Source organism: Paraburkholderia sp. BL6669N2 (assembly GCF_003387275.1).
In the GTDB taxonomy this organism is placed as follows: domain Bacteria; phylum Pseudomonadota; class Gammaproteobacteria; order Burkholderiales; family Burkholderiaceae; genus Paraburkholderia.
This window is the reverse complement of the sequence record NZ_QUNA01000002.1, coordinates 2,869,676-2,882,880: the sequence shown is the minus strand read 5'-3', so window position 1 is coordinate 2,882,880 and position 13,205 is coordinate 2,869,676. Positions and strand designations below refer to the sequence as shown.

The 13,205-nt window shown below is 59.6% G+C and carries 10 protein-coding genes and 1 pseudogene; 8 read left to right on the top strand and 3 right to left on the bottom strand.

All coding sequences use genetic code 11. The annotated features are described in order from the left end of the window. Positions 1-116: 116 nt before the first annotated feature. Positions 117-911 (top strand): ABC transporter substrate-binding protein, encoded by a 795-nt coding sequence (locus B0G80_RS35395; protein WP_106282717.1) that lies wholly within the window; start codon positions 117-119, stop codon positions 909-911. Continuing rightward, on the top strand, positions 908-4,024 hold the full coding sequence (locus B0G80_RS35390; RefSeq protein WP_116122395.1) for an EAL domain-containing protein: 3,117 nt from the start codon (positions 908-910) through the stop codon (positions 4,022-4,024). Before B0G80_RS35395 ends, B0G80_RS35390 begins: the two co-directional genes overlap by 4 nt. Before the next feature lie 112 nt (positions 4,025-4,136). Here the strand turns inward: B0G80_RS35390 and B0G80_RS35385 are convergent, their stop codons facing one another. Then, complete coding sequence (locus B0G80_RS35385) at positions 4,137-4,457, bottom strand: pyrimidine/purine nucleoside phosphorylase (RefSeq protein WP_116122394.1); 321 nt, start codon at positions 4,455-4,457, stop codon at positions 4,137-4,139. Positions 4,458-5,055: 598 nt separating this feature from the next. On the opposite strand from B0G80_RS35385, the gene B0G80_RS35375 reads away from it, so the two are divergent. From B0G80_RS35375 to B0G80_RS35355, 6 genes and pseudogenes are all read left to right on the top strand, one after another. Next, positions 5,056-6,981, top strand: coding sequence for a potassium transporter Kup (locus B0G80_RS35375; RefSeq protein WP_116122392.1), 1,926 nt, complete (start codon positions 5,056-5,058; stop codon positions 6,979-6,981). A gap of 207 nt (positions 6,982-7,188) precedes the next feature. Further along, on the top strand, positions 7,189-8,649 hold the full coding sequence (locus B0G80_RS35370) for an amino acid permease (RefSeq protein WP_116122391.1): 1,461 nt from the start codon (positions 7,189-7,191) through the stop codon (positions 8,647-8,649). Positions 8,650-8,814: 165 nt separating this feature from the next. Then, complete coding sequence (locus B0G80_RS46205; RefSeq protein WP_181196579.1) at positions 8,815-8,964, top strand: hypothetical protein; 150 nt, start codon at positions 8,815-8,817, stop codon at positions 8,962-8,964. Between the two features lie 115 nt (positions 8,965-9,079). Continuing rightward, positions 9,080-9,332, top strand: a pseudogene (locus B0G80_RS47475) (IS5/IS1182 family transposase); the annotation flags it as partial. Between the two features lie 221 nt (positions 9,333-9,553). Further along, positions 9,554-10,486 carry an MBL fold metallo-hydrolase gene (locus B0G80_RS35360; protein ID WP_116122389.1) on the top strand — a complete coding sequence of 311 codons (933 nt, stop codon included), beginning with the start codon at positions 9,554-9,556 and terminating at the stop codon, positions 10,484-10,486. A 453-nt stretch (positions 10,487-10,939) separates the two neighbouring features. Further along, the gene (locus B0G80_RS35355) at positions 10,940-11,401 is read left to right on the top strand and encodes a hypothetical protein (protein ID WP_116122388.1); all 462 of its coding nucleotides are present in this window, start codon (positions 10,940-10,942) and stop codon (positions 11,399-11,401) included. A gap of 229 nt (positions 11,402-11,630) precedes the next feature. Here B0G80_RS35355 and B0G80_RS35350 read toward each other — a convergent pair whose 3' ends face one another. Beyond that, entirely contained in the window at positions 11,631-11,933 is a 303-nt protein-coding gene (locus B0G80_RS35350) for a DUF4148 domain-containing protein (RefSeq protein ID WP_116122387.1), read from the bottom strand. A 170-nt stretch (positions 11,934-12,103) separates the two neighbouring features. Further along, a complete protein-coding gene (locus tag B0G80_RS35345; RefSeq protein WP_116122386.1) occupies positions 12,104-13,189 on the bottom strand; it encodes an aldose epimerase family protein in 1,086 nt (361 codons plus the stop codon). Between the last annotated feature and the right edge of the window lie 16 nt (positions 13,190-13,205).

Below are 13,205 nucleotides of genomic sequence, written 5' to 3'. Positions count from 1 at the left end.
AAGAAATGGCATCTCGTTGGCCGCATTCAAAATGACCCAATAGCAGGATCTCGCCGGGGCCATCGTCGGGAAAACTGAATGTGGTACTCAAGTCATCTTCGTACGACGGAGACACTGTGATTCGACATTGCCTCGGGGGTTTGTTGCTGGCGCTAAGCTGCGTGGGCAGCGCCATGGCCGCGGGTCCGGAATGTTCGCGTTCGTTTACGCTCGCTTTACACGATCACGGCCTGCTCTATTCCGTCGACACAGATACTGGGATCGACAAGGACTTCGCCGACGAACTGATTCGCCGCAGCGGTTGCCAGATCAGAGTCAGCCTGATGTCGCGAGCCCGGATCTGGAAGCTGATTGAATCCGGCGCTCTGGATTTCAGCCTGTCGGGCATTGCCAACGACGAGCGTAATGAGTACGCGGATTTCGCCTGGTACTTCAGCAACAAGTACTATCTGCTGGTGCGCAAGGACGCTGGAATTCATCGGCTGGCCGACTTCGAACACAACGATCAGTTTCAGCTCGGCGTTATCCGCAGCTTCCGCTATAGCGACTCGGCAAACCGGCTGGTCGACAAGCTTTCCGCCGAAAATCGTGTCAGCCAGGCCGGCGGTTTGGATCCGCTGTATCAGGCGCTGATCCTGCGGCGCATTCAAGGCATGATCATCGAGCCTTTCGATTACCCTGCAATCGATGAGAAGAAAATCCGCGACGTCACCACCATCGTGGAATTCGACGACCCCGCCGTCCGTCACGGCCTCATCATGTCGAAGAAGGCACTCTCGCCGGCCGAGCGGGAAAAGTGGCGCGCGCTGGTGAATGAGATGCGCGCGGACGGCACCGTGCGGCGCATCTTCGAGAAGTACTTCAAACCCGACCTCGCCGATTCGATGGTCGATTTCAAGACGCAGCCGTGAACTGGGCACGCCTCGTCCTGCTTCCGTTTCTGGTCCTGTCCGCCGCGCTTAGCGTGACCTGGATGCTGTGGGACCACGAGCGGCAAGCCACGCGTCATGAACTGCTGTCCCAGTTCAACTATTCGCTGGGCGACGCCGTCAGCCGGATCGAGCAGCGCATGGGCACGTACGAGCTCTTGCTACGCGGTGTACAGAGCCTGGTCGCCGCGACGGGCGAGATCGATCGCGGCCGGTTTCGTGACTACGTCGGCACGCTCAATCTCGACGCCAACTTCTCCGGCATCCAGGCAATAGGCATCGTCGCGTGGGTGCCGGCGACGCAAAAGCTCGAGCATATAACGGCCATGCGCCGGCTCGGTGTGCCCGACTACGCGATCGAGCCCGAAGGCTCGCGCGAGAATTATGCGCCCATCATCCAGCGCGAGCCGTTCATCGGCATCAATCGCGCGGCGCCCGGCTTCGATGCATGGGCGGATCCGGTCCGGCGGCGCGCCCTGGAGCAGGCGCGCGACTCCGGCATGGCGACCCTTTCCGGCAAAGTTCGCCTCTCGGTGGATTCCGGCGGCAATACTCGCCCCGGATTCGTCATGTACCTGCCGATCTATGCACGAGGCCAGCCGCAAGACAGCGTCGCCCAGCGCCGCGCGCACCTGGTCGGCTGGGTGTTCGCGTCGTTCCGCATGCACGATGTCATCGCCAGCCTGTACGGCGAGCAGCCGCCTGGTCTCACCATCGCTATCTACGACGGCGTCGAGATGTCGGCCGCCACGCTGTTGCACAAGACGCCGGAGGCGCCCGGTCATCATCGGCCTGCGGACATGTCGGCCTATGAATATCTGGTTGTCGGCGGACATGACTGGACGCTCTCGATGAGCGCCCACGACGACTTCAAGGCCCGCTTCGGCCGCAACGCCGCGCTCCTCATCGCCAGCACCGGCACGGGCCTTAGCTTGTTGCTGGCGCTGCTCACCTGGCTGATGATGACCGGCCGCGGCCGGGCGATGCGGCTTGCTTCGGCAATGACAAAGGAATTGCGCGAGAACGAAGAGAAATTCCGCGCGATCGCCGACTGTACGGTCAACTGGGAAATCTGGTGGGGACCCGACGGCAAGCCGCGCTGGATCAACTCGGCGGTGCAGGCGTACATCGGCTATACGGTCGACGAGTGCATGGCCTTACCGGATTTTGCGGGCACCGTGATTTATCCCGAGGACATTCCCCGCGTGGCGCCTGAATTCCAGAAGGCGCTACAGGGTTTGCGCGGCAATGACCTTGAGTTTCGCTGTGTTCGCAAGGACGGCTCGCTCATGTGGCTGTCCGCGTCCTGGGTTCCCATTACCGATTCCAAGGGCGAGTTCATCGGCTTTCGCATGAGCGGCCGCGACATTACCGAGCGCAAACAGGTCGAGGCTGAACTGCGCATTGCCGCTGTCGCATTCGACTCGATGGAACCGATGATGATCACCGACGCGAGCGCCACCATTCTGCGCGTGAACTCGGCCTTCACCGAATGTACCGGCTATACGGCCGAGGAGATCGTCGGCCAGACACCGCGCGTGCTGCGATCCGGCCGCCACGACGACGCATTCTTCGAGGAGATGCGGGAAGCGATTCACAGTGCGGGCGGATGGCAAGGAGAAGTCTGGGACCGCCGCAAGAACGGCGAGGTGTACCCGAAATGGCTCACGATCTCCGCCGTGATGAGCGACGACGGCACCGTCAGCCACTATGTCGCCACGCATCACGACATTACCGAGCGCAAGATCGCAGAAGAGAGAATCAAGGAATTGGCCTTCTTCGATGCGTTGACCCGGTTGCCCAATCGCACGCTGTTGCTGGACCGCCTGAGGCAGGCGATCACGGCCAGCGCCCGCAACGAAGCATGCGGCGCGCTGCTGTTCATCGACCTGGATCACTTCAAGACGTTGAACGATACCTTGGGCCACGACAAAGGCGATCTGCTGCTGCAGCAAGTGGCGCGGCGTCTGGCAGATAGCGTGCTCGAAAGCGACACCGTGGCGCGAGTGGGCGGCGACGAGTTCGTGGTGGTGCTCGGCAATCTGCACAAGAACCGGCAGGAGGCGGCCAATCAGACGGAGGCCGTGGGCGAAAGAATCCTCGCTGTTCTGGGCAGTCCGTACCAGCTTGGCAAGATCGAGTACCGCACGAGTGCGAGCATTGGCGCCACCGTGTTCAGAGGACATCAGGCCTCGATCGACGAACTTCTCAAGCAGGCCGACCTCGCGATGTACAAGTCCAAGGAACGGGGACGCAATGCCGTGCGTTTCTTCGATCCCGACATGCAGACCGTCGTGGTGCAGCGAGCCGCGCTGGAAGCGGGCTTGCGCAACGCCATCCAGGACAATCAGTTCCTGCTCCACTACCAGGCGCAGGTTGTGGGCACGCGAGTGACAGGCGCGGAAGCGCTGGTGCGCTGGCAGCATCCGCAGCGCAGTATCGTGCCGCCTGCCGAGTTCATTCCGCTCGCGGAAGAGACTGGACTGATCCTTGCGCTGGGAAGCTGGGTGCTGGAGGCCGCTTGCGCGCAACTGGCGCAATGGGCAACGCGGCCCGACATGGCGCATCTCACGATCGCGGTCAATGTCAGCGTTCAACAGTTCCGCGAAGCCGATTTCGTGGACAACGTATTGACGATTATCGCTCGCACCGGCGCGCGGCCTGACAGGCTGAAACTGGAGCTGACGGAAAGTGTGCTGGTCGACAACGTGCAGGACATCATTGAGAAGATGAGCGCGCTGAAAGCGAAAGGCATCGTATTCGCGCTCGACGATTTTGGCATCGGCTATTCGTCGCTGTCCTACCTGAAGCGGCTGCCTTTGGATCAGTTGAAAATTGACCGCTCATTCGTGCGTGACGTCCTGGTCGATCCGAACGACGCCGTGATTGCCAGAACTATCGTGGCGCTTGCGCGCAGCCTCGGTTTGGGTGTGATTGCCGAAGGCGTCGAAACCGAGGCTCAGCGGGATTTCCTCGCTGCGGCGGGATGCTACGCGTATCAGGGCTATTATTTCTGCCGCCCGCTTCCCATCGAGGATTTTGAGGCGCTGTTGAACAATGTCGAAACACGTCGGTGCGTGGCTGAGCGAACATGATACGAGCACCGTTGATCGTAACGGAAACTTCAATCCGTGCTTGTCTCTTCACCGGTTGGGTGATGGCTCGTGCCCAACCGGCGATTGTCGATGACGCGCGACGCGACGCGTTTTACAGATAGCTGCAGACGTAGTCGAGTGTTTCGATCACGTCGATATCGAAGCGGCTTTTCCCGGGCACCGAGAACGACTCGCCCGCACCGTACGTCTTCCACTCGTCGCTGCCTTCGAGGCGGATGCGGCATTGACCGGCCTGTACTTCCATGAGTTCCGGCGCGTCGGTGCCGAAGTTGAGCGCGCCCGGCAGGATCACACCAAGCGTTTTGCGCGTGCCGTCGGCGAACAGAACCGTGTGCGAAACGCACTTGCCGTCGAAATAGACGTTGGCTCGTTTAACAATGGAAACCTGATCGAATTGCGTTGCGGCCGTCATGCCAATCTTCCTCTGGGTTGTCGTGAATGGATGCGTTTGCGTGGACTCTGGCCGGACGTTCAGGTCGACGCGGACCCGCCATCATACAGGGGGTCGGCGGCGTCATACGCGGAGTGGACCTAAAGAAAGGGTGATCCGCGGGCCTGCGCGCCACATGACCGATGACATGGCCGAGCATCGCGCCGATCGTGACCATCGCCATGGTCGCGATACGCATGGCAAAGCAGGGCAGCGCTTGCTTGCGCCTTGCATGTCTGCCCAAGAAATAAATCTGTCACTACTTCACGTATCAGTAGCGTGGCAAACGGCCGATGGTATATGTTGAATTAGTGGCACACCGTCCTTCAGGAAAAGAGACAGATCGCGCTGGCGAAAGGCAGATACGCGAAACATCAGAACATTATGAATGCGCGTCAGGCGTTAGGGATTGCAACGCGTGTTTCTCGTACGAAAGTTGCTTCCGCGAGGCGGACTGTTGCGTGGGACGCAGGCGACTCCTCGAAAAAAACGAGGCCTGATAAAAGCAGGAATCGGTTCTGCACGTGCACCGGCCCAATCCATATGTTGCACTGCGAGAACACGAAACTGGGAGCGAGACATGAGCCAGTCAGTATCCGCCGCGGCCGATGCGGGCAATTCCGGCGGGCGCGAGCATCACCGCCCGGCGACGCCTGCACTCGCGCTGGCAGCGTTGGGTGTGGTGTATGGCGACATCGGCACCAGTCCGCTTTATACGTTGCAGACGGTGTTCGATCCGGCCAGCGGGCTGTCGCTCAACGCGCTGAATGTGGTGGGCATTGTGTCGCTGATCGTCTGGTCGCTGATCATCGTCGTCTCGCTCAAATACGTCACGTTGATTCTTCGCGCGAACAATCACGGTGAGGGCGGGATTATGGCGCTGCTGGCGCTGGCCGCGTCGTCTGTCGCCGCGCGGCCGCGCTTGCGCCATGCGTTGCTCGGCATCGGCATCATGGGCGCGGCGCTCTTTTACGGTGACAGTGTGATTACGCCGGCGATCTCGGTGCTGAGCGCGGTCGAAGGTCTCGAAGTGGCCGCGCCGTTCCTCAAGACCTGTGTGATACCCGTGACGCTGGTCGCGCTGGTCACGCTGTTCCTGATGCAGAAACGCGGCACGGCCGGTATCGGCATCGTGTTCGGACCGGTGATGGTGCTCTGGTTTATCGTGCTTGCGGTGGTGGGCATCGTCAACATGATGCGGGCGCCCGCGATTCTTTTCGCGCTCAATCCGCTCACGGGGCTGGCGTTCTGTATGCATCATCGGTGGCTGGCGTTCGTTGCTTTGGGCGCGGTCGTTCTGTCGTTGACAGGCGCGGAAGCTCTGTATGCCGACATGGGACATTTCGGCGCGAAGCCGATCCGGCTGACGTGGTTCGGCCTCGTGTTTCCAGCACTCGCGTTGAACTATCTGGGGCAGGGCGCGTTGCTGCTTGCCGATCCGGGCGCGTTGCAAAATCCGTTTTACAAACTGTTTCCGCAATGGGCGCTGTATCCGATGATCGTGCTCTCGACGGTTGCGACCGTGATCGCGTCGCAAGCCGTTATCTCGGGCACGTATTCGATGACCAAGCAGGCGATGCAACTCGGCTTTCTGCCGCGCATGAACGTTGTCTATACCTCGGAAAGGGAGATGGGGCAAATCTACGTGCCAGGCATCAACTGGACATTATTGGCTGCAGTCGTGGCTGCTGTGCTCGGCTTCGGTTCATCCACGGCGCTCGGTTCCGCGTACGGTATCGCCGTGACCGGCACGATGCTGATCACGACCATTCTGACGTTTTTCGTCATTCGCTATGCGTGGCATTACAACTGGCTGCTGTGCGTGGCTGCGACCGGTTTCTTCTTCGTGATCGACGCGGCATTCTTCTCCGCGAACCTGCTGAAGTTCATGGAAGGCGGCTGGTTCCCGCTTCTGGTCGGGCTGATTATCTACACGATCATGGCAACCTGGGGACGAGGCTGGGAGATGATGCGTGCCGAAGCGCGCGTGAGAGCCGGGACGACGCCGCTCAAACCTTATCTGGCGACGCTGCTGAAGGAATCGCCGATTCGCTGCGGTGGCACGGCGATCTTTCTTTCGCCGGATCCTGACGGTGTGCCGCATTCGCTGATCAACAATCTGATGCATAACCGCGTGCTGCACAAACGCGTCGTCTTCGTGACGGTCGACAACGAGGAGATACCGTGGGTGCCTGCCAGTGAGCGTGTGAGCGTGCGCTCACTCGATTCGGAATGCTACCAGGTCACGATTACGTATGGTTTCATGGATGAAGTCGATCTACCGCGCGCACTCGAAGTTTGCAAGGCTTACGGGCTGGCATTCGAGCCGGCCGAGACTTCCTACTTTCTGAGCCGTGCGACTCTCGTGCCGACTCGTGATAGCGGCATGGCGATGTGGCGAGAGCGCTTGTTCTCCGTCATGTTGCATAACGTGGGTAACGTCGCGGCTTATCTGAAGCTGCCGGCCAATCGAGTGATCGAGTTGGGGGCACGGGTGGAGATTTGAGGATTATCTAAGAAAGCGAGCAAAGTTTTAACCGTGGGCGGGACAGAATCAAATATTCACTTTGCTTTTAATTCGGACTACACTGAATTTTCCATTCCCCTTACCTTACCCGCTAGTTTTCAGTAACAGATGTTTTTGTCGTGATCCGCGAGCCGAAGCAAGCCGGGTCGGCGCGTGCCCAACACCATTCGAACGGGACGACTCATCATGGCTGATACGAGCTACATGGCACGGAAATCCGTCGCCGATATAGTAGGAAGCGCCGACGCGGAAGAAGGCCACTCACTATCGAAAACACTCGGCGCCACCAGTATCACGGCGATGGGTATCGGCGCCATCATCGGCGCAGGCATCTTCGTTCTGACGGGCACCGCCGCAGCGCAATTCGCCGGCCCGAGCATCGTCTTGTCGTTCGTGCTCGGGGGCATTGCATGCGCGTTCGTCGGCCTCTGTTATTCGGAACTTGCGGCGATGTTGCCGGTGTGCGGCAGCAGTTACACGTACACGTATGCCACGCTGGGTGAAATATTCGCGTGGATCATCGGCTGGGACTTGATCCTCGAATACGCGATGGGGGCCGCCACGGTGGCGGTCGGATGGTCCGGTTATATCGTGAGCTTGCTGCATAACGTAGGGATCAATATCCCGCCCGTTCTCGCCACTGCGCCTGGCACCGTCATCAAGCTGGCCGATGGCACCACCGCGACAGGCATCGTTAATCTGCCCGCGATAGTGATCATCGCCATTCTTACCATCATGCTCGTGCTCGGTACGAAGGAATCGGCGCGGCTCAACAACATCATGGTGGCAGTCAAGCTGGTCGTGGTGGTGGCTTTTATCGCCCTCGGCCTGTTTTTCATCAAGCCGGCGAACTGGCATCCGTTCATTCCCGCGAATACCGGCGAGTTCGGCAACTTCGGCATGAGCGGCATTCTGCGCGGCTCGGCCGTGGTGTTCTTCGCGTTTATCGGCTTCGATGCGGTTTCCACCGCGGCGCAGGAGGCGAGAAGACCGCAGCGGGACATGCCGATCGGCATCCTCGGGTCGCTGATCATCTGCACGATTTTGTACATACTCGTTGCAGGCGTGCTCACTGGGCTCGTGCCTTACGCTGAACTGAATGTTCCTGATCCGATCGCCAAGGGTGTGGATGCCATCGGCATGAACTGGTTCTCCATTCTGATCAAGATCGGTGCGCTGACAGGATTGACCACGGTGATTCTCGTGCTGCTGTACGGGCAGAGCCGAATTTTCTTCACGATGTCGACGGATGGTTTGCTGCCGCCTCTTTTCGCGCGAGTTCATCCGCGTCTTCAGACGCCTCATTTAAGCCAGATTCTGATTGGCTCGGTTGTTGCAATCGTGGCGGCGCTTACGCCGATTAGCGTGCTCGGAGAGATGGTCAGTATCGGCACTTTGTTCGCGTTCATTCTTGTGTGCGGCGCGGTGATTTATTTGCGGCGCAGTGACTCGGATGCTTCACGTCCTTTCAGGGTTCCTGGGGTGCCGATCGTGCCGATCCTGGGGATTCTGTTTTGCCTGCTGCTAATGGCCGGCCTGCCGCTTGTTACGTGGGTGCGGCTTGTTGTGTGGCTTGTGATCGGCATGACTATTTACATGTCTTATGGCCGGAATCATTCGAGATTGCGTTATCCGGAGCGGCATTGAGTGAACGTGACGCCGGATCGGCGCTACGGCGAGTATTTCTCACATACCGATGAAAAATGCTCGTTTGGTGGTCGAGGTCTGTCTTCGTAAACTGGGAGTGTGAGGTGTGGTCGCGGCGATGGTGTCGCGCGCCGTGGCTGCTCCCGGTTTATGAGGAGGTTTATCGTGGATATGACCTTGTTTGAGATCCCGGCTGTGGTGGTTGTTTTGGGTATTGTGGGTGTTGTGGTGGTCAGGGCGTTTGCTTCGTCGCGGGTGGATGGTATTGATGTTTTTATGCGGCGACATATGCCGGACGAGCGGGAGAGGCAGTAGACCGAGTTTGCATTTGCTCGCACCGATAGATGTTCGGTTCCGCGAGTCCATGCGGCCGTTGCTTAGTCACGTGGCTCACACCCGCTAAGCAAGCAGCGGCGTACTTCCTTCACAGCCGACCGGCGACGCCATTCCGCCGATGCGCGGATTGCGCGGTCATCCCCTGCAACGCCCGCGCGTGATCCATGCCGATCGCGGCGACAACCCCAAGCGGCATCGGCGGATATTGTGCAATTGCGGCATCAAGCCGATGATGGCCAGGCACCGTCCCACATATGGCAGCGGCCGTCGCAAATATCGATGGCTTGTCGAACGCATACATGCCTGGTTGCATTCACTTCTCGCGCCTCCGCGTTCGTCTCGAGCGCGTTCTGACATTCACGTACCCTCCTCAAACTCGCCGATTGTTGCCGTTCGGACAACACGCTGAGCACATTCGCGACGCTACTGGCATTCAACCCCGCTGACTAGATTCAGTCTCACGGTCGTGTCTAAACGCGAGCAACACGCAGCGCGCGATATTCACGCTCGTGTTAGTGCACCACGCCGCCCAGTGCTGCTTACCCCATTGTTTAAGAGGACTATTGCCATGAGCGAAACAACCCGTAACGTGCAGCCTGTCACCGCCAACCTTGGCAAAGAAGGTTCAGGCGAACTCGTGCCTTCCCGCTACGCCGTGCGCGTGGGTGATGTCGATATCGTGCTGATCAGCGATGGCGTTCTGCCACTGCCGACCTCCACCATGTCCACTAACGTGAGCGAAGCGGACCGCAACGAATGGTTCGATGGTCGTTTCCTGCAACGTGACATGTTCGACTGGGCGCTGAATATCGCGCTCGTGCGCAGCGGCGAACGCCTGATCCTGGTCGACTCGGGCGTGGGTGACGGTTTCGAATACTTCTCGCGCGCCGGTCGGTCGGTGATGCGCCTGGAATCGGCTGGCATCGACCTGGCTGCGATCACCGACATTGTCGTTACGCATATGCACATGGATCACGTCGGCGGGCTGAACGTTGATGGCGTCAAGGCCAAGCTGCGTCCGGACGTGCGCATTCACGTGTCGGCTGCGGAAGTGGAGTTCTGGAAAAATCCGGACTTCAGCAAGACGGTGATGCCGGAAACGGTTCCTCCCGCACTCCGCAAGGCTGCTGCAAAGTTCGTCGAGCTCTATGGCGAAAACATCGTGCGATTCGATCAGACCGTGGAAGTCGCAGCGGGCGTGTCGGCTCGCGTGACGGGCGGACACACCCCCGGGCACTGCGTCGTGGACATCGCATCAAACGGCGAGAAACTGACGTTCGTAGGCGACGCGATTTTCGAAGTCAACTTCGATAATCCCCGATGGCAAAATGGCTTCGAGCACGAGCCGGAGGTGGCTGCGGATGTGCGTATCGCGCTGCTCAACGAAGCCGCTGAAACGGGCGCTCTGCTGGCCGCAGCGCATGTCGCGTTCCCGTCTATTGGTCACATTGCAAAGAAGGGTGAACGCTTCCATTTCGTGCCGGTGCAGTGGGACTACTGACGAATGATCGACTATCGACCATCGTCGTATAGGTCGCGCTGACCAGACATCGGGAAATGTATGGCGCGCACTGCGCCAGTCCGCTTAGTGCAACGCAACCGGCGTCTGCACGCACAAGCCTAAGTACATCATTAACCTGTCGCATCGTCCAAAACCGAGCCTTTAGCCCGCCCCGTTACCCTCTCATAATCCCACCTGATTTATAATCACCACGCCGTTGGGAAACACCCGGCGGCCAGGTTTGGAAGCCTGAATGTAATGCCCGCACACCCGCCCAGGCGGGCGTGCGTCTATCCCTGCACGTCTGTTGTAGCCAATGGGCGGGCTGTGGTGGGGGGGCCGCGAGGCTCGCCGGCTTGGCATTACACCGGTCTTCCAATCCCGCTACGTGCCCGCTCACCCTTCCCAAAGAGAGTGTCGGGCGATCTGAGCAAGCATCAGGGAGATCGCAAAATGACCAAGCCCATTAAGAGTCAACCCGTTTCACGCCCACCTGTCGACGCACTCCAGTACGAAAAACTCGCCCTATCTGCATTCGACTTCTGCGACCGGCAATTGAGCCAACTGAACACGCTGATCACACTCGCGTCCTCGATATGTAGGAATCCTCCCATTACGAGTGACGAAAGACGCCGCCGCCAGATTATGCTTGAACTACTCGTCGACACTGCGGAGCAATATCAGCAAGACCTCGAAAGCGATCGCGAGCTGTTCCAGGTGATCGCGCTCGACGCAAAGGGCGTCTCTCAAGCGCGTCTGACGGCCAGCCACGCAACGCGCCTTCTTGCCGAAGCATCCAAGCTCGCGAGCGGATCGCAACCCACCGCCAACGTCGTCAAGCGAAAAAGAACGCCTGCGAAAACCGCGTCGATCGTAAAAACGCAAACGCAGCAAGCGGTCGCCGTGCGGCACTGATCAACGGGTAGCGGTGAACCAAAAGCATCAACGAAGCGAGGCGTCATGCACAATCGCATGCGCCTCCTTCACCAGCAGCCTCAGAACGACCACAAAAACGTACCCCTTAAACTCAACCGAAGCTAGCGCTATCAACCGTCGCTCTGTCACGGTCACGCATCCGACGCACAAACGCGAGCGCATGCCTGAACCATGCGCTCGCATCGAATTGCCTGGAGCAGACTGCGTCCTACTGACCTTGCAGATTCGGGTTTCCAGCAGGAACGTTAGAGCCGGTTTCGGACGAGCCAGTGGTGGAAGGACCATATCCCGTCGCTCCATTGTTTTGCGCGGCCACGCGAGCTTCGGCCGCTTGAATGTCAGCGGGGTAGGTGGAGTCGGTTGCGACCGCGGGGTTATAGCCGGCCTGTTCGAGCTGCTTCAATTGCGCCTTGACCTCGGCGCGCGTGACCGGCTGCTCGGATTGCGCGAACGATGCCACCGGCGCCGCGAACACCGCAACTAGCGCCACTGCCTTGATAAGCGATTTCATGATGCTTCCCTCCGAGAATATTTTATTGGGTGCCGCAACAATCTTCGGCACCACGCACGGATTCTAGGAAGGGCGGGGTCTAGGGGAAACCCCTGATACGGTAATTCAGTGTTGCCACAAACAGTAAGTCGGCGTGATGTAATGTCGTTCGTAATAGGTGAACAATCGCGTCACACGCCTTGGCGTACATCGACACGATACGCAGTCACTTGCCGATATGTGCTGCCGGCTCGCACGATCACTTCGTCCTGCTCAGCCATATTGACCTGGTTCGGAAAGCCGCCGGCTTCGAGACACAAACCGGCATGTGCTTGATACGCAACGCCGCCGCGTCCTGTGTCGCCTTTTAACCAGTTGCCGCTATAAAACTGTAAGCCGCGTTGATCGGTCGAGACGGTCAATTCGCGTCCGCTGCCGGGATCGTAAGCGCAGGCAACCTGGCGCACCGGCGGAGTGGCGCCGTTCTTGCCGGCGTCGCGTGCATCGCGCAGCACGTAGCAATGATCGAAGCCGCCAGCGGTCGCCAACTGCGCGTGCGGCCAGTCGAGCCGCGCGCCGATCGGCGCGCTCTGCCGGAAATCGAAGGCATTGCCTGCCACTTCCGCGAGCTTGCACGGAATCATCGCGGCATCGACTTCAAAGAAGCGGTCGGCATCGATCGACAACACGTGGCCGCGAATGTCGGCCCCCGGCCGGCCCGTGAGATTGAAGTACGGATGGCTCGTCAGATTGAGCGGCGTCGCGGCATCGGTGATCGCTTCATAGGCGATGGTCAGCGTGCCGTCGTCGTCGAGCGAGTAGCGCACTTGCGTGGTCACGTTGCCGGGAAAACCGGCGTCGCCTTCGGGCGACTCCAGCCGCATGAGCAACGCGCCGTTGTCCTCGCTCACGTCCCACAGCGCGCGATGAAAACCCACCGTGCCGCCATGCAGCAGATTCGCGCCTTCATTGCGGTCGAGCGTGTACTCGATGCCATCGAGCGTGAAGCGCGCATCGGCAATGCGGTTCGCCCAGCGGCCTATCAGGCCGCCCATATAAGTGGTGGCCGCCACATATTCGGCGGGCGTGTCGTGGCCGAGCAGGATATCGCCGAGCACGCCGGCACGATCCGGCGCATGCCACGAGACCAGCGTCGCGCCCAGATCGCTGATGGCGACCTTCATACCGTGCGCATTGCGCAACGTGAAGAGTCGAACGGAATCGCCACCGCGCAATGTGCCCCACGGCTCGGAAGAAAGTTGTGCGATGCTGATCATGTCGTCAGTGAGAAGA

Coding starts and splice junctions, on each gene's coding strand:
- B0G80_RS35350 (WP_116122387.1), bottom strand. CDS start 11,933: ATGAAATCGCTTATCAAGGCAGTGGCGCTAGTTGCGGTGTTCGCGGCG.
- B0G80_RS35370 (WP_116122391.1), top strand. CDS start 7,189: ATGGCTGATACGAGCTACATGGCACGGAAATCCGTCGCCGATATAGTA.
- B0G80_RS35360 (WP_116122389.1), top strand. CDS start 9,554: ATGAGCGAAACAACCCGTAACGTGCAGCCTGTCACCGCCAACCTTGGC.
- B0G80_RS35345 (WP_116122386.1), bottom strand. CDS start 13,189: ATGATCAGCATCGCACAACTTTCTTCCGAGCCGTGGGGCACATTGCGC.
- B0G80_RS35385 (WP_116122394.1), bottom strand. CDS start 4,457: ATGACGGCCGCAACGCAATTCGATCAGGTTTCCATTGTTAAACGAGCC.
- B0G80_RS35375 (WP_116122392.1), top strand. CDS start 5,056: ATGAGCCAGTCAGTATCCGCCGCGGCCGATGCGGGCAATTCCGGCGGG.
- B0G80_RS35355 (WP_116122388.1), top strand. CDS start 10,940: ATGACCAAGCCCATTAAGAGTCAACCCGTTTCACGCCCACCTGTCGAC.